The organism is Streptomyces sp. P5F9, from assembly GCF_057961495.1.
In genome coordinates this window covers 1-15,736 of sequence record NZ_JBXVPZ010000072.1, presented here as the reverse complement: position 1 = coordinate 15,736, position 15,736 = coordinate 1, and the positions used below count along the sequence as shown (strand labels likewise).

Genomic DNA, 15,736 nt, shown 5'->3' with positions numbered 1-15,736 from the left:
TATCACGACCCCTCCGCACCACCGCACGCCCCCGTAACCGTTGCTCACTGTGGGTAGTTGACGCGGCATGCACGATGTACGCACCGTAAGACCCCCTTCCATGCTGCGCCTCGCGGCCGCCTCGCTCGCCGGGACCGCGATCGAGTTCTACGACTTCTTCGTCTACGGCACGGCTGCGGCCCTGGTCCTCGGCCCCCTGTTCTTCCCGACGTTCTCGCCGGTGGCGGGGACGCTGGCCGCCTTCGGGACGTTCGGGGTGGGTTTCGTGGCGCGCCCGCTGGGCTCGATCCTGTTCGGGCACTTCGGGGACCGGCGCGGACGGCGGCCCGTCCTCGTCGCCTCGCTGCTGCTGACCGGTGCCTCGACGGTCGCGGTCGGCTGCGTACCGTCGTACGGCTCGATCGGGGTGGCCGCTCCCGTGCTCCTTCTGGTGCTGCGTTTTCTGCAGGGGCTGGGGCTCAGCGGGGAGTGGGGCGGGGCGGTGCTGCTGACCGCCGAGCACGCGCCGGCCGGGCGGCGCGGCCTGTGGTCGAGCTTTCCGCAGGCCGGGCCCGCGGTGGGGTTCCTGCTGGCCAACGGTGTGATGCTGGCGCTGTCGGCGACCCTGACGGACGCCCAGTTCGCGCAGTGGGGCTGGCGGGTGCCGTTCTGGGTGGCCGGGGTGCTGGCCCTCGGTGGGCTGTGGCTGCGCTCGTCGCTCGCCGAGAGCCCCCGGTTCCTCGAAATCGACGACCACGCGCGTGTGCCGCTCGCCGAAGTGGTGCGCGAGCACTGGCGGCTGGTCCTGCTGACCGCCGGGGCGCTGTCGGTGGGGTACGCGATCTTCTACGCGGTGACGACCTGGTCCCTCGCCTACGGTACGGAGCGGCTCGGGGTCGGCCGTACGGAGATGCTGGCCTGCATCATGGCCGCCGTGGTGGTGAAGGGTTCACTGACCCCCGTGATGGCGCTGTTGAGCGACCGCTACGGGCGTCGGACGCTGTGTCTGCTGGGGTGCACGGCCGCCGCGTTGTGGATGTTCCCGATGGTCGCGCTGCTCGCCACGGGTGCGCCGCTGTTGATGTTCCTCGGGTTCCTGGGGGCGCTGCTCGCGTTCGTGACGATGTTCGCCGTGCTCGGCGCGTATCTGCCGGAGCTGTACGAGCCCCGGGTGCGCTGTACGGGCGCCGCCGTGGGCTACAACCTCGGCGGGGTTCTCGGTGGCGCGCTCACCCCGATCGTGGCGACGGCTCTCGCGGGGCACAGTGGGCGTGTCCCCTGGGGTGTGGGCGCCTATCTGACGGGGGTCGCCCTGTTCAGCCTGGGCTGCTTCGCGCTGCTGCCGGAGACCCGGCCGATGGGGGCGGTGGCCGCGGAGCCGGTCACCGGGTGAGGGCTCGCGGGGCGAGGGACGTAAGGCCGTAGGACAGGAGACGTAAAGGCTTGCGCAAGCGTTTACGTGCCGTCCGGAGCGCCTCGCGCACGGAACTCCGCGCGTTACGGATTGATCGCCAGCTCCAAGTACGCCGCGAACAGCACCAGATGGACTCCGCCCTGGAGCGGTGTCGCCCGGCCCGGTACCACGGTCAGCGAACTCACCACGATCGTCAGGGCGAGCAGCACCATGTGTGTGGAGCCGAGGCCGAGGACGAGCGGGCCGGAGAGCCAGATGGACGCGAGGGCGACGGCGGGAATGGTGAGGCCGATGCTGGCCATCGCGGAGCCCAGCGCGAGGTTGAGGCTGGTCTGCACCCGGTCGCGGCGGGCCGAGCGCAGGGCGGCGATGGTCTCGGGAAGCAGCACGAGCAGCGCGATGATCACGCCGACGACTGCGTGGTGCAGCCCGGCCGCCTCGACGCCGGACTCGATGGTCGGCGAGACGCCCTTGGCCAGTCCGACCACGCCGATCAGGGCGAGGCCCAGCAGGCCCAGGCTGATCAGGGCGGTGCGGGCGGAGGGCGCGTCCGCGTGGTGGTCCTGGGTGATCGCCTCGCCCTGCCGGGAGACCGGCAGGAAGTAGTCGCGGTGCCGCACGGTCTGCGTGGCCACGAAGAGGCCGTACAGGGCGAGTGAGGAGAGCGCGGCGAAGGTGAGCTGGGCGCCGGAGAACTCCGGGCCCGGCTTGCTGGTGGTGAAGGTCGGCAGGACCAGGCTGAGCGTGGCCAGGGTCGCCACAGTGGCGAGGGCGGCGCCGGTGCCCTCCGGGTTGAAGACCGCCGTGCCGTGGCGCAGCGAGGCGACGATGAGGACCAGGCCGACGATGCCGTTGCAGGTGATCATGACGGCCGCGAAGACGGTGTCTCTGGCAAGGGTCGAACTCTTGTCGCCGCCGTCGGCCATCAGGGTGACGATCAGGGCGACCTCGATGATCGTGACGGCGACGGCGAGGACGAGGGAGCCGAAGGGTTCCCCGACCCGGTGGGCGATCACCTCGGCGTGGTGCACCGCGGCCAGCACGGCGCCGGCGAGGACCAGGGTCACCAGGGCGACGACCACGGCGGGCAGATCCTTGCGCCCCCAGGTGAAGATCAAAAGGACGGCCGCGAGCACCGGTACGAAGGTCGTCCACCGGTTGGTGAGCGACCTGAGCCGAGTGATCATGACGCGATCCTCGCAGAGGCGTACGGGCCCCGCATTCCGGCGGTGCGGGGCCCGTCCGGCGCTACTTGAACTCGGTCATGTCCAGTACGTCGCAGTCGGTGAACGACGGCGGCCTGGTACACAACGCGGCCATCTGCTCGGCCATCTTGCCGGTCTCGGGGTCCTGGCTGTTGCGCATGGCGTCCTCGTACGAGTCGAACTCGATCACGACGAGGACGTGGCCCGGATTGTTCCGGTCCCGCAGGACGAGGCGGTGCGTCGGCCCGCCGGCGCGGCCGGCCATCCGCTTGTCCGCTTCCTCGGCAACCGCCTGCATCTCGTCGAAGCGATCGGTCTCGAAGTCGACGATCTGCACGAACTTCTTCGATACGTCCATGGATACCTCCACGCGGCCGTGGCGCTCCCGGACCGGTCGCGCTCGGTATCCAACGAAGCACCGGGAGCGGTGGTCGGCAATTCATCGTGCGGTGCTCCCGGTGATCGTTTCTCCTACGTCGGACGTGGTCAGGCGTCGATGCTGTCCTTCGGAGCGCCTTCGGTCCCTGCCTGCGCCGCCTCGGCCGCCGCCTGCTTCTTGTTGGCCATCAGGCTGGTGATCGTGGTGACGATCAGGACCGCGCAGATCACGCCCAGCGAGACCGGGATGGAGATCTCCGGGACATGGACGCCGGACTCGTGCAGTGCGTGCAGGACGAGCTTGACGCCGATGAAGCCGAGGATGACCGACAGGCCGTAGCTGAGGTGGACCAGCTTCTTCAGCAGGCCGCCGATGAGGAAGTACAGCTGCCTCAGGCCCATCAGCGCGAAGGCGTTGGCCGTGAACACGATGTACGGGTCCTGGGTCAGGCCGAAGATCGCGGGGATGGAGTCGAGCGCGAACAGCACGTCCGTCGTACCGATCGCGAGCATCACGACCAGCATCGGGGTCATGACCCGCTTGCCGTTCTCCCGGATCCACAGCTTGGTGCCGTGGTACCGGTCGGCCACGCCGAAGCGGCGCTCGGCGGCCTTGAGCAGCTTGTTCTCCTCGAACTCCTCTTCCTCCTCGTCGGCGCGGGCCTCCTGGATGAGCTTCCAGGCGGTCCAGATGAGGAAGGCGCCGAAGATGTAGAAGACCCACGCGAAGCTGGCGAGGATGGCCGCGCCGGCCGCGATGAAGATGGCCCGCAGGACCAGGGCTATGAGGACGCCGACGAGCAGCACCCGCTGCTGGTACTGCGAGGGCACGGCGAACTTCGCCATGATCAGGACGAAGACGAAGAGGTTGTCGACGCTCAGCGACTTCTCGGTGATGAAGCCGGCGAAGAACTCCCCGCCGGCCTGGCCGTCCCCGAAGACGAGCAGGCCGAGTCCGAAGAGTCCGGCGAGGGCGATCCAGACGATCGTCCAGATTCCGGCTTCCTTGATCGACACGTCATGCGGCTTGCGGCCGATGAAGAAGTCGACCGCGATGAGGGCCGCCAGCCCCACGATGGTCAGGACCCACAGGGTCACGGAAACATCCACTACTGCTCCTCCGGCGGTATTAACGGCAAATGGTCAGCGTCGTCGCTACCGGAGGTCTCTTCCACCTTGGACGGGCGCCCAGGGCCGACGCCCCGGGATCTGGCCTGATCCGTATTGACGGGTACGCCGCAGCAGATAGGGAGTACTCCCCTCCGTACGGAAAAGCCTACCCCAACCACCAAGGAAAGGTAAAGCGATTGCCAAAGAAGGGATAAAAGTGCAGGTGATGGCTCTTTACCTGAGCTTGGTCCGGGCCGTCGCGACCTCGGTCAGCACCTGCCGCAGCACCTGGCTGCCGGACGGCACGAGCGAGGGCTCGTACGTCCAGGCATGTCCGACCCAGGGGTCGGCGAGGTGGTCGTCCGGCAGCGGGGTGAGTCGCATCAGCGAACGCCAGAGGGGGTCGAGCAGCGGGCCGTAGCCCGCCGCGTCCTCGCGGTCCGCGACCATCATCAGATGGACGCCGACGCTCGGGCCCTCGTCGGCGAGATAGCGCAGCTGGGTCACGGCCCGGTCGTCGAAGCCGTGCGGGAAGTCGTTGACGATCAGCAGTTGCTCGGCCGTGTCGAGGCCGGGCGGCAGCGAGTCGGCGGCACCGCCGCGCACCGCCATCTGCACCAGGTCCACCCGCTGGGTGAGCCGGGTCAGCACGTCCGTCACCCCGGCGGCGCCCACGGCGGGCGGCGCCGCGAGCACGCCGGTGTGCACCAGCGGGACCAGCGCCTGCGCCGCCGAACCGGCCGGGTCGATGACGTGCACGGCGAACTCGCCCGCCGGATAGACGGCGAGCAGCCGGGCCGCGTGCGCCACGGCCGTGTCCAGCGCGAGGCGCCGCAGCTCGTGCGAGTCGGTGAACGAGCCGTCGAGGGACTCCGCGCCACCGCTGTCGATCCACATGCCGCGCTCCAACGGCAGCCGGACCAGCATCGGGACGCGCAGCTCGGGGCTTTCCGGAAGGTGGAGATCGCCGAGGCGCACGGCCATCGGGATCTCCATCGGGACGCGGTAGCCGTGCCAGACGGGGTTGTCCCAGCCCGCGAACGCCGGCGGAAGCGCGGGTTCGACCACGTCGGACTCGGCGGCCAGCTGGGCGAGGTCCCGGTCCAGGGCCGCCCGTGCCTGGTCGACGAGTTGAGCGTGCTTGACCTGCGCCGCCTCCCGGGCCGCGTCGCCCTGACCACCGATCCGGCTGCGCGGATCGGACAGGGCCTGGTCGAGTTCCTTCTCCATGCGCGAGTCCGCGAAGTCGACCGCACTGCGGTACGCGGCCATGGTGCGCGCGAGGTCCTCGAACATCCCCCACACCTGGTTGTACAGCCGCTCCTCCATCGACCACCCGGTCGCGTCCCCGGCAACGGGCCGCGCGGGCTGCCCGGGCTGAGCCGGCGCCGCGGTCGGCGCGGGCTGCGGGGGTGCCCCGGTCTGCTGCCGACGCGGATGGCTGTAGTCGATCGGGCCACCGGAGGCGGGGGCGGCGGACTGAGTGGCGGCCGGGTCGGCAGGCGCGGCGGAACCGGGGAATCCGGACTGCGGCGCTACGCCCCCCGGGGTGCCCTGCGTCCCGTACGGAGACGTCGGCTGCGGTGCTACGGCTCCTGGGGTGCCCTGTGTCGTAGGTCCGCTCCCCTCGGGGCCGAGGGCCGGTGTGGCCGTCTGGCGGGTGCGGTCGCCGTCCGGGGTGCGCGGTGGGGGTGCGGCCACGGAGCGGGCGAGGCCGTGGGCCACCGCTTCGTTGATGGTGCCCGCGAGGTGGGGGGCCTGGGGCAGGCCCTGGTCGGTGAGGAGTTCGGCGAGGCCGCCCGCGTAGCCCTGGCCGACGGCGCGTACCTTCCAGGCGCCCTGCCTGCGGTACAACTCCAGGGCCACGACGGCGGATTCGGCGTCCAGGCCGGTGATGGTATAGCTGGCGACCTCGGTGCCGTCGAGGCCGGTGACCGCGACGAAGGGCGCGGCCACGGCGCCGAAGCGGGCGGGGCCGTCGGCGCCGAGGGGCAGGGCGAGGAGCACGCTGACGCGGTGCACGGCCTCCGGCATGGCGCCCAGGTCGACCGCGAGGCGGTGGTCGGCGGCCGCCTGCTTGGAGACCTCCAGGCCGGGCAGGGTGGGTGTGCCCGGGTGGGCCACCCACTCGACGCCGTGGATCCTGCCGTGCTCGTCGCCGAGCGTGGCGGCGGCCACGACCGGCTTTCCGGCCGCGACCCGGATCTCCAGGCGCACTTGGGAGAGCGGGTGGTTCTGCCCTCGCACCAGCTCGGCTGCCATCGCTCTCGTCCCCCTGCTCAGCCGTGTCGTGTCGTGTGCGCCGGGCCGCCCTACAGGTGCGGCAGGATCGCCGGCATCAGGTCCTGGAAGGTGCGGCCGTTGGTCGGCGTGCCGAGGGCCGTCAGCGTCCAGCCCGAACCGGTGCGGTGCACCTTCGCCATGATCTGGGCCGTGTACTGGCCACCGCCCGCCAGCGTGTAGCGGGCCAGCTCCTGGCCGTTGGTCTCGTCGACCAGGCGGCAGAACGCGTTCTGCACCTCCTGGAAGGTCTGGCCTGTGAAGGAGTTCACGGTGAAGACGATCTGGTCGATGTGTACCGGCACGCGCGCGAGGTCGACGAGGATCGCCTCGTCGTCCCCGCCCTGGCCGACGCCGCCGACGAGGTTGTCGCCGGTGTGGCGCACGGAGCCGTCGTCGCTCACCAGGTGGCGGAAGAACACCACGTCGACCGGCTGCTTGTCGGCGAACAGCACGGCGGACGCGTCGAGGTCGATCTCCCGGGTGCGCGAGCCGAACAGGCCGCGCCGGGGAGCCGCCTGCCAGCCGAGACCCATGCGCACCGCGGTCAGGCCGGACCCGTCGTTCTTCTGCAGACTGATGGCCTGACCCTTGGTCATGTTGACCGTCACGGCTGTTCCCCTCTCGAACTGTCCCCTGTTGCCGCGGAATCCGCGGATGTCCAGAACCCTACGCAGCGCCACTGACAGTGCCGAACCCCGCATCGGACTTTGTGTCGGTCTTGCAACACAGAGCGCATACCCCGAGGTCCGGCGGTCCGTCCGGGCGGTCAGGCCAGGCCGCCCTCCTTCATCTGACGCAGTTCCTTCTTCATCTCGTGGACCTCGTCGCGCAGCCGGGCCGCGACCTCGAACTGCAGGTCCGCGGCGGCGGCACGCATACGTGCCGTCATCTCCTCGATCTGCTCGGCGAGTTCGGCCGCGGGACGGTCGGTGGGCACGGTGTCCTGGGCCTTGCCCTTGGCGGACTTGGCGCTCTTCGCGGCCTTGCCGCCGAGCGCGGGCACGGGGGTCTTGGCGCCCTTGCCGTCCTTGGCCTTGCGGTAGCCCGAGCCGAGCAGCTGCTCCGTGTCGACGTCCTCGCGGGCGATCTGCGCGACGATGTCGTTGATCTTCTTGCGGAGCGGCTGGGGGTCGATGCCGCGCTCCGTGTTGTACGCGACCTGCTTCTCCCGGCGGCGGTTGGTCTCCTCGATGGCCTTCTCCATCGCCGGGGTGATCCGGTCGGCGTACATGTGGACCTGACCGGAGACGTTGCGCGCCGCGCGGCCGATGGTCTGGATCAGGGAGGTGCCGGAGCGCAGGAAGCCCTCCTTGTCGGCGTCCAGGATGGCCACCAGGGACACCTCGGGCAGGTCGAGGCCCTCGCGGAGGAGGTTGATGCCCACCAGGACGTCGAACTCGCCGGAGCGCAGCTCGCGCAGCAGCTCGATGCGGCGCAGGGTGTCGACGTCGCTGTGCAGGTAGCGGACCTGGATGCCGAGTTCCAGGAAGTAGTCCGTGAGGTCTTCGGCCATCTTCTTGGTGAGCGTGGTGACCAGTACCCGCTCGTCCTTCTCGGTGCGCTTGCGGATCTCGTGCACCAGGTCGTCGATCTGACCCTCGGTGGGCTTGACGACGACCTCGGGGTCGATGAGGCCGGTGGGGCGGATGATCTGCTCGACGGCGCCGTCCGCGCGCGAGAGCTCGTACTTGCCCGGGGTCGCCGACAGGTAGACCGTCTGTCCGATGCGCTTCTGGAACTCCTCCCACTTCAGGGGGCGGTTGTCCAGGGCGGAGGGCAGCCGGAAGCCGTGGTCGACGAGGGTGCGCTTGCGGGAGGCGTCGCCCTCGTACATGGCGCCGATCTGCGGGACGGTGTTGTGCGACTCGTCGATGACGAGCAGGAAGTCTTCCGGGAAGTAGTCGATCAGGGTGTTCGGCGCGGAGCCGGGCTCGCGGCCGTCGAAGTGCATCGAGTAGTTCTCGACGCCGGAACAGGAGCCGATCTGGCGGAGCATCTCCAGGTCGTACGTGGTCCGCATGCGCAGGCGCTGGGCCTCCAGGAGCTTGCCCTGCTTCTCCATCTCGGCCAGCCGCTCGGCGAGTTCCTTCTCGATGTCGTTGACGGCCCGCTCCATGCGCTCGGGGCCGGCGATGTAGTGGGAGGCCGGGAAGACGTAGAGGTGCTCGTCCTCGCTGATGATCTCGCCGGTGAGCGGGTGGAGGGTGGAGAGGGCTTCGATCTCGTCGCCGAACATCTCGATGCGGACGGCCAGTTCTTCGTAGACCGGGAAGATCTCGATGGTGTCGCCGCGGACACGGAAGGTGCCGCGGCTGAAGGCCACGTCGTTGCGCGTGTACTGGATGTCCACGAAGCGGCGGAGCAGCTGGTCGCGGTCGATCTCGTCGCCGACCTTGAGGGGGACCATGCGGTCCACGTACTCCTGCGGAGTACCGAGGCCGTAGATGCAGGAGACGGAGGCGACCACGATGACGTCGCGGCGGGTGAGCAGCGAGTTGGTCGCGGAGTGGCGCAGACGCTCGACCTCCTCGTTGACCGAGGAGTCCTTCTCGATGTAGGTGTCCGACTGCGGGACGTAGGCCTCGGGCTGGTAGTAGTCGTAGTACGAGACGAAGTACTCGACGGCGTTGTTCGGCAGGAGCTCGCGGAACTCGTTGGCCAGCTGGGCGGCCAGGGTCTTGTTCGGCGCCATCACGAGGGTGGGGCGCTGGAGCTTCTCGATCATCCACGCGGTGGTGGCGGACTTGCCGGTGCCGGTCGCGCCCAGCAGGACGACGTCCTTCTCACCTGCCTCGACGCGTCGGGCCAGCTCGGCGATGGCCGCCGGCTGGTCGCCGCTGGGCTGGTAGGGGCTGACGACCTCGAAAGGCGCCACCGTGCGTTCGATGTGGGAAACGGGCCGCATGGAACCAACCGTACGACCCACCACTGACAACGGGGTCGGATCAGCGGTTCTGCGGGGTGCGGGAGCGGCGGTGCCCGAGCTCGCGGGCGGCGCGGACGGGGGTGCGCCGGGGGTGCGGCACGAGGGCGCCGGCCGGGACGCCGGGCTTGTGCTCGACGGGAGCCTGAGCGGGCTTCCCCATGACCATCAGCGGGTCGAACATCACGACGACGCCGACCAGGAGGAGGAAGGCGATGGGGCCGATCATCATGGGCGCGAGCAGGGACGCGGCCGACACACCGTCGGTGGTCGGGGCCGTGCCGTGCACGTGGACGCTGAGGGCGGCCATGCCGGTGTAGTGCATGCCGGCGACGGCGAGCCCCATGACGAGGCTCGCGCCCACGCTCCACAGGAACCCGCGGACCTGTCCGGCGGCCCAGAGGGCGCTGATCGCGGCGACGACCGCTATGACGACGGACGCGGAGACGGTGAGCGTGTTGTATTCGAGCTTGCCGTTGAGACGCATGCTGGCCATGCCCAGGTAGTGCATCGAGGCGATGCCCAGGCCGGTGAGGGTGCCGCCGGTGAAGAGCGCCGTCCCGCGGGCTCCCCGGTAGCCGACGATGAAGATCCCGACGCCCACCATGACGACGGCGACGGCGAGGCTCGCGAAGGTCATCGGTTTGTCGTAGTGGACCGGTGTCTGGCGGACCGAGAACCCCATCATCGCGATGAAGTGCATCGTCCATATGCCGGAACCGATCGCCGCCGATCCGAGGGCGAGCCATCCGGGGCGCCAGGACTGGGCGACGAGCATCGATCTGGTGGTGCAGCGCAGGCCGAGGGCGCCGCCGAGGCACGCCATGAGGTAGGCCACCAGCGGTGTGACGAGTCCGTAGCTGAATCCGTCGACCGTGCCCTGCATGCGCAGTTGCCCTTCCGTCCTGTTCCATTCCGGAATTCCTGAAACGCGCCCAGCCCCAGGACCGCCGGAACGGTCAGGGTCGACGCAGAGAGTATGACCCCCACCGGAATGGTCGAACGATTTTCCGGCAAAGAAACACGGCCCTGCCCCACTTGTGCGGCACCGGTGAGCGGACTTGGGCAACACCATTCATTCTGTGTCCATCCTGTACCCCACGGGTAGTGACGTTCCGCTGTCATCCTTGAGCTGTATGTGATCGCTCGATGCGAGGAGTACGCATGCACCTGCGCGCAGTTGCCGCCTCGACCACCGCGCTCCTGGGGGCCGCCGCCCTTCTGCTCCCCTCCCCCGCCGCCCGGGCCGGCGACGCCGCCCAGTGGCCCACGGTCGTCGCCCATCGAGGTGCGTCCTCCTATGCGCCCGAGAACACCCTGGCCTCCATCGACAAAGCGGCCCGGCTCGGCTTCCAGTGGGTCGAGAACGACGTCCAGCGCACCAAGGACGGCGAACTCGTCGTCATCCACGACGACAGCCTGAAGCGCACCACCGACGTCCAGAAGGTGTTCCCCCATCGGGCTCCCTGGAAGGTGAAGGACTTCACCGCCGCCGAGATCGCGCGCCTCGACGCGGGAAGCTGGTTCGGTCCCGCGTTCACAGGCACGCGCGTGCCCACGCTCACGCAATACATGCGCGAGGTGGAGCACAACCGTCAGAGCCTGCTCCTGGAGATCAAGAACCCGGAGCTGTACCCCGGCATCGAGCAGCAGACCCTCAAGCTCCTGGGCAACGAGGGGTGGCTGGACGAGGGGCACCTCGACGACCGGCTGATCGTGCAGAGCTTCAGCGCGGACAGCATCCGCGTCGTGCACGACCTGAGGCCCGCCATCAGGACCGCCTTCCTCGGCACGCCCCCCATGTCCGCCCTGCAGGACTACGCCGCCTACACCGACCTGATCAACCCGTCGTACGGCTCGATCTCCATGGGCTACGTCTCCGCCGTGCACGGACACACGGGCCCGCACGGCCGTCCGATGGAGGTGTACGCCTGGACGGTCGACGACGCGCCGACCGCCTGGAAGGTCGCCGGGTACGGCGTGGACGGGCTCATCACGAACAAGCCGGACGTGGTGCGGTCCGCGCTGAACGGGTTCTGAGGCCGCTCGCGGGGCGTTGTCAGTGCCGGGTCGTACGGTGGGCGCATGGACAGCCATGGGCAGAACGAGCAGCGGGTCGCGTGGACCGTCGTCGGCACCGACATCGGTCCGCTGCTGCTGGCCGCGACACAGGACGGCCTGGTCAACGTGGTCTTCCACGCCACGGACGCGGTGCGCGACAAGACCCTCGACCGACTGGCGACCCGGCTGGGCACCGAACCGGTGGAGGCGCCCGACTCCCCCTTGCTGGCCGAGGCGATACGTCAGATCGAGGCCTACTTCGCCGGTGATCTGCGCGACTTCGAGCTGCCGCTCGACTGGTCCCTGATCTCCGGCTTCAACCGGCAGGTGCTGCGCGAGCTGGCGTCCGGCGTGCGGTACGGCTCGGTCGTCGGGTACGGCGATCTGGCCGGGCGGGTCGGGCAGCCGCTCGCGGCCCAGGCGGTAGGGGTGGCGATGGGGTCCAATCCGCTGCCGGTCGTCGTGCCGTGCCATCGGGTCGTCGAGAGCGACGGCGGCATCGGCGGGTTCGGGGGCGGCCTGGAGACCAAGAGGAAGCTGCTGGCGCTGGAGGGGGTGCTGCCCGAGCCGTTGTTCTGAGGGCTCGGGCGGGCGCGGCTGGCGCTGGTGACCGTGGCCGTGTCGCACACGGCGATGGTGTCGGTGATGGCGATGACGCCGGTCGAGTTGGGCCACCACGGGGCGAGCATCGATCTCGTTGGGCTGGTGATCAGCGGGCACATCCCGGAGATGTACGCGTTCTCGCCGCTGATGGGGAGGCTGTCCGACCGGGTCGGGCGGCTGTCCGGGACAGGGCTCGCGGTGGGGCTGCCGGCCTGCGCCGCGTTCCTCGCCGGTACGGCGGGCGGGAGTCACGGGCGGATCGCGCTGGGGCTGTTCGTGCTGGGCCTGGGCTGGTCGGCGGGGCTCGTCTCCGGCTCGGCGCTGCTCACGGACTCGGTGCCGCAGCCCGCGCGTGCCGCCGCGCAGGGGCTGTCCGACCTCGCCATGAACACCTCGGCGGGCATCGGCGGAGCGGTCGCCGGGCTGGTGGTCGCCGAGGCGCGTTACGGCTGGCTGAATCTCACCGCCGCCTGCCTGCTGATACCCCTGGCCGCGCCGGCCCTTCTCACCCGCTCCCGGAAGATCCCGGTTTCCGATGTCCCGCGAAGGGTGGCCGGGAGGCCCGGCCGGTAGCAGACTCCGCCGTGCGCACAGCCACTGGCATCCGGGGGATCGGAGCCGAAGGGACGGCGAACACGCATGAGTGGAAGCGGAAACAGGGCAGTCGCGTATCTCAAGCCGGGAGCGGTGGAAGTCAGGACCATCGACTACCCGACGCTTGAACTGCAGGACGGGCCGGGAGTCGCCCCCGCCAACGTCGGCCGAAAGGCCCGGCACGGGGTGATCCTGAAGGTGCTCGCCAGCAACATCTGTGGCAGTGACCAGCACATGGTGCGTGGTCGGACGACCGCGCCCGAGGGGCTGGTCCTCGGACACGAGATCACCGGAGAGGTCGTCGAACGGGGGCCGGACGTCGAGTTCATCGACGTGGGCGACATCGTCTCCGTACCGTTCAACATCGCCTGCGGGCGGTGCCGCAACTGCAAGGAACGCAAGACCGGCATCTGCCTGAACGTCAACCCGGCCCGCCCCGGGGCGGCTTACGGCTATGTCGACATGGGCGGCTGGGTCGGCGGTCAGGCCGAGTACGCCATGGTCCCGTACGCGGACTTCAACCTGCTGAAGTTCCCGGACCGGGACGAGGCACGCGAGAAGCTGCTCGATCTGACCATGCTGTCGGACATCTTCCCGACCGGTTTCCACGGCGCGGTCACCGCGGGCGCCGGGGTCGGGTCCACGGTGTACGTCGCCGGGGCGGGTCCGGTCGGTCTGGCGGCGGCCGCGTCCGCGCAGCTGCTGGGCGCCGCGGTCGTCATCGTCGGCGACCTCAACGCCGAACGCCTGGGCCAGGCAAGGAGTTTCGGCTGCGAGACCGTCGACGTCTCGCGCGGCGACATCGGGGAGCAGATCGCGGAGATCCTCGGCGAGCCCGAGGTGGACGCCGCGGTCGACGCGGTCGGCTTCGAGGCACGGGCGCACGGCCCGGACGCCCCGGAGGCGCCGGCGACGGTCCTCAACTCGCTGATGGGCGTCACGCGCGCGGGCGGTGCCCTGGGCATCCCCGGGCTGTATGTCACCGCCGACCCCGGCGGGGTCGACGAGGACGCGAAGAGCGGCACCCTGAAGGTGCGGCTCGGGCTCGGCTGGGCCAAGAGCCACGCGTTCACGACCGGTCAGTGCCCGGTGATGACGTACCACCGGAGTCTGATGATGGCGATCCTGCACGGGCGCGTGCACATCGCCAAGGCGGTCAACGCGACCCCGATCTCCCTGGAGGAGGCACCGCGGGGCTACGCCGAGTTCGACCAGGGCGCCAGCCGCAAGTACGTGCTCGATCCGCACGGGACGCTGGCGGGCGTGAGCCCGGTCTGACACACGGAAAGTGGGGGCCACGCACGCGTGGCCCCCTTTTTCCACGTCGACCGCTGGTGGTGTCTCCCACAGTCCGCGAGGGTTTGACCAGGCCCGGCACCCGCCAGGGATGAGGGAAGACCGAACGACAGGAGGCGCGTGGTGCTGGTGGTGTCCGAGGAAGTACGCGAGGCGATCGACGCGCGTCGACCCGTGGTGGCCCTGGAGTCGACGATCATCGCGCACGGGCTGCCGCGCCCGCGCAATCTCCAGGTGGCGCTGGAGCTGGAGGCGGCGGTACGGCAGGAGGGCGCCGTCCCCGCGACGATCGCCGTGCTGGACGGGCGGCCCCATGTCGGCCTGGACAAGGAGCAGTTGGAGCGGGTCGCCAACGAGGACGGCATCCGCAAGCTGGGCCACCGCGACCTGCCGCTCGCGGTGGCGGCGGGGGCCAGCGGGGCGACCACGGTGTCGGCGACGGCGCTGCTGGCCGCGCGGGCGGGCATCCGGGTGTTCGCTACCGGGGGGCTCGGCGGGGTGCACCGGGAGTGGACGGTGACGCAGGACGAGTCCGCCGACCTGGGGCTGCTGGCGTCCACGCGGATCACGGTGGTGTGCGCGGGCGTGAAGTCGATCCTGGACGTGCCGGCGACCCTGCAGCGCCTGGAGACGCTGGGCGTGGCGGTCGCCGGATACGGTACGGACCGCTTCCCCGGCTTCTACCTCTCCGACTCGGGGTACCCGGTGGACTGGACGCTGGAGACCCCCGAGCAGGTCGCGGCCGTGATGCGGGCGCAGGACGCGCTCGACGCCCCGGAGTCGACGCTGATCGTCGCCAATCCGGTGCCCGAGGACGAGCAGTTGGATCCCGGGCTGCACGCGCGCGTGCTCGCCGACGCGCTGCACGCGTGCGAGGCGGAGGGCGTCACCGGGCAGGCGGTCACCCCGTTCCTGCTCGGCTACCTGGTCGAGCACACCGACGGTGCCTCGCTGACCGCCAACCTGGCGGCCGTGCGCGGCAACGTACGGCTGGCGGGGCGGATCGCGGCGGCCTGGGCCGAGGCGTGACGACGAGGCCGAACGGCGCCCTCCTGGTCGTCGGGGACGTCGTCACGGACGTCGTCGCCCGGCACCGGGGGCCGCTCGCCCCGGGCACCGACACCGCCGCCGCGATCCGCACCGTGCCGGGCGGCGCGGGCGCCAACGTGGCGTGCTGGGCGGCCCATTGGGGCTGTACGGACGTACGGCTGCTCGGTCGCGTGGGTGCGGACGCGGCGGCGTGGCACGAGCGGGAGCTGGTCGCCTCCGGGGTACGGCCCCGTCTCGTCGTCGATCCGGAGGCGGCGACCGGGACGGTGATCTGCCTGGTCGACACGGGGGCGTCGGCCGAGCGGACGTTCCTCACGGACAGCGGTGCGTCCCTGCGGCTCGATCCCGGCGACTGGTCGGACGCGCTGCTCGATGGTGTCGTACGGCTGCATCTGTCGGGGTATCTGCTGTTCTCCGAGCCGAGCCGGGCGCTGGTGGCCGTGGCGCTGGAGTCGGCACGCGCGCGTGGGGTGCCGGTGAGTCTGGATCCGGCGTCGGCGGGGTTCCTGGTGGAGCTGGGCGTGGACCGCTTCCTCGCGCTCGTCGAGGGAGTGGACGTCCTGCTGCCGAGCCGTGACGAGGCGTGCCTGCTCACGGGGTTGCCCGATCCGGCGGACGCGGCGGCCAAGCTGAGCCGCCATGTCCCCCTGGTGGTCACCAAGCAGGGCGCCGAGGGAGCCCTGGTCGCCCACTCCGGGGCGGTCCACGCACGCGTACCGGCCGAGCCGGCTGTTCCCCGGGACACCACGGGTGCGGGGGATGCCTTCACGGGGGCTTTCCTCGCGACGCTGCTGGCGGGCGCCGAGCCGGAGGAGGCGGCGCGGGAGGGGTGCCGGGCGG

At 70.4% G+C, this 15,736-nt stretch carries 13 protein-coding genes and 1 pseudogene; 7 read left to right on the top strand and 7 right to left on the bottom strand.

Annotated elements, in window-relative coordinates:
* The first annotated feature begins 100 nt into the window (after positions 1-100).
* Positions 101-1,372 carry an MFS transporter gene (locus tag AC31A1_RS14900; protein WP_489653769.1) on the top strand — a complete coding sequence of 424 codons (1,272 nt, stop codon included), beginning with the start codon at positions 101-103 and terminating at the stop codon, positions 1,370-1,372.
* Between the two features lie 104 nt (positions 1,373-1,476).
* On the opposite strand, the gene AC31A1_RS14895 is transcribed toward AC31A1_RS14900, so the two are convergent.
* The 7 genes from AC31A1_RS14895 to AC31A1_RS14865 form a co-directional block, all read right to left on the bottom strand.
* The gene (locus AC31A1_RS14895) at positions 1,477-2,580 is read right to left on the bottom strand and encodes a calcium:cation antiporter (RefSeq protein ID WP_489653768.1); all 1,104 of its coding nucleotides are present in this window, start codon (positions 2,578-2,580) and stop codon (positions 1,477-1,479) included.
* Between the two features lie 61 nt (positions 2,581-2,641).
* Complete coding sequence (locus AC31A1_RS14890; protein WP_366494194.1) at positions 2,642-2,956, bottom strand: DUF1330 domain-containing protein; 315 nt, start codon at positions 2,954-2,956, stop codon at positions 2,642-2,644.
* Positions 2,957-3,084: 128 nt separating this feature from the next.
* Positions 3,085-4,086 carry a TerC/Alx family metal homeostasis membrane protein gene (locus AC31A1_RS14885; RefSeq protein ID WP_489653767.1) on the bottom strand — a complete coding sequence of 334 codons (1,002 nt, stop codon included), beginning with the start codon at positions 4,084-4,086 and terminating at the stop codon, positions 3,085-3,087.
* A gap of 234 nt (positions 4,087-4,320) precedes the next feature.
* Positions 4,321-6,348: a TerD family protein gene (locus AC31A1_RS14880; protein WP_489653766.1), complete on the bottom strand. Its 2,028-nt coding sequence runs from the start codon at positions 6,346-6,348 to the stop codon at positions 4,321-4,323.
* 50 nt (positions 6,349-6,398) lie between these two features.
* The gene (locus tag AC31A1_RS14875) at positions 6,399-6,977 is read right to left on the bottom strand and encodes a TerD family protein (protein ID WP_033283094.1); all 579 of its coding nucleotides are present in this window, start codon (positions 6,975-6,977) and stop codon (positions 6,399-6,401) included.
* A gap of 158 nt (positions 6,978-7,135) precedes the next feature.
* Complete coding sequence (gene uvrB, locus AC31A1_RS14870; RefSeq protein ID WP_393752988.1) at positions 7,136-9,274, bottom strand: excinuclease ABC subunit UvrB; 2,139 nt, start codon at positions 9,272-9,274, stop codon at positions 7,136-7,138.
* A 40-nt stretch (positions 9,275-9,314) separates the two neighbouring features.
* Positions 9,315-10,178: an MHYT domain-containing protein gene (locus AC31A1_RS14865; RefSeq protein ID WP_489653765.1), complete on the bottom strand. Its 864-nt coding sequence runs from the start codon at positions 10,176-10,178 to the stop codon at positions 9,315-9,317.
* Between the two features lie 278 nt (positions 10,179-10,456).
* Between AC31A1_RS14865 and AC31A1_RS14860 the strand changes: the two genes are divergently transcribed.
* The 6 genes and pseudogenes from AC31A1_RS14860 to AC31A1_RS14835 form a co-directional block, all read left to right on the top strand.
* Positions 10,457-11,332: a glycerophosphodiester phosphodiesterase gene (locus AC31A1_RS14860; RefSeq protein ID WP_489653764.1), complete on the top strand. Its 876-nt coding sequence runs from the start codon at positions 10,457-10,459 to the stop codon at positions 11,330-11,332.
* Positions 11,333-11,377: 45 nt separating this feature from the next.
* The gene (locus tag AC31A1_RS14855) at positions 11,378-11,932 is read left to right on the top strand and encodes a methylated-DNA--[protein]-cysteine S-methyltransferase (RefSeq protein WP_489653763.1); all 555 of its coding nucleotides are present in this window, start codon (positions 11,378-11,380) and stop codon (positions 11,930-11,932) included.
* 9 nt (positions 11,933-11,941) lie between these two features.
* Positions 11,942-12,529 (top strand): annotated as a pseudogene (locus tag AC31A1_RS14850) (MFS transporter); the annotation flags it as partial.
* Between the two features lie 66 nt (positions 12,530-12,595).
* Positions 12,596-13,828 (top strand): formaldehyde dehydrogenase, glutathione-independent, encoded by a 1,233-nt coding sequence (fdhA, locus tag AC31A1_RS14845; RefSeq protein WP_489653762.1) that lies wholly within the window; start codon positions 12,596-12,598, stop codon positions 13,826-13,828.
* Positions 13,829-13,966: 138 nt separating this feature from the next.
* The gene (locus tag AC31A1_RS14840; protein ID WP_489653761.1) at positions 13,967-14,875 is read left to right on the top strand and encodes a pseudouridine-5'-phosphate glycosidase; all 909 of its coding nucleotides are present in this window, start codon (positions 13,967-13,969) and stop codon (positions 14,873-14,875) included.
* On the top strand, positions 14,872-15,736 hold an 865-nt coding region (locus AC31A1_RS14835; RefSeq protein ID WP_489653760.1), incomplete at its 3' end, for a carbohydrate kinase family protein. The genes AC31A1_RS14840 and AC31A1_RS14835, both read left to right, overlap by 4 nt.

What these genes read in the sequence shown, in the direction of transcription:
- AC31A1_RS14855 (WP_489653763.1), top strand. Translation starts at nt 11,378, where the DNA reads ATGGACAGCCATGGGCAGAACGAGCAGCGGGTCGCGTGGACCGTCGTC.
- AC31A1_RS14865 (WP_489653765.1), bottom strand. Translation starts at nt 10,178, where the DNA reads ATGCAGGGCACGGTCGACGGATTCAGCTACGGACTCGTCACACCGCTG.
- AC31A1_RS14900 (WP_489653769.1), top strand. Translation starts at nt 101, where the DNA reads ATGCTGCGCCTCGCGGCCGCCTCGCTCGCCGGGACCGCGATCGAGTTC.
- uvrB (WP_393752988.1), bottom strand. Translation starts at nt 9,274, where the DNA reads ATGCGGCCCGTTTCCCACATCGAACGCACGGTGGCGCCTTTCGAGGTC.
- AC31A1_RS14890 (WP_366494194.1), bottom strand. Translation starts at nt 2,956, where the DNA reads ATGGACGTATCGAAGAAGTTCGTGCAGATCGTCGACTTCGAGACCGAT.
- AC31A1_RS14895 (WP_489653768.1), bottom strand. Translation starts at nt 2,580, where the DNA reads ATGATCACTCGGCTCAGGTCGCTCACCAACCGGTGGACGACCTTCGTA.
- AC31A1_RS14880 (WP_489653766.1), bottom strand. Translation starts at nt 6,348, where the DNA reads ATGGCAGCCGAGCTGGTGCGAGGGCAGAACCACCCGCTCTCCCAAGTG.
- AC31A1_RS14860 (WP_489653764.1), top strand. Translation starts at nt 10,457, where the DNA reads ATGCACCTGCGCGCAGTTGCCGCCTCGACCACCGCGCTCCTGGGGGCC.
- fdhA (WP_489653762.1), top strand. Translation starts at nt 12,596, where the DNA reads ATGAGTGGAAGCGGAAACAGGGCAGTCGCGTATCTCAAGCCGGGAGCG.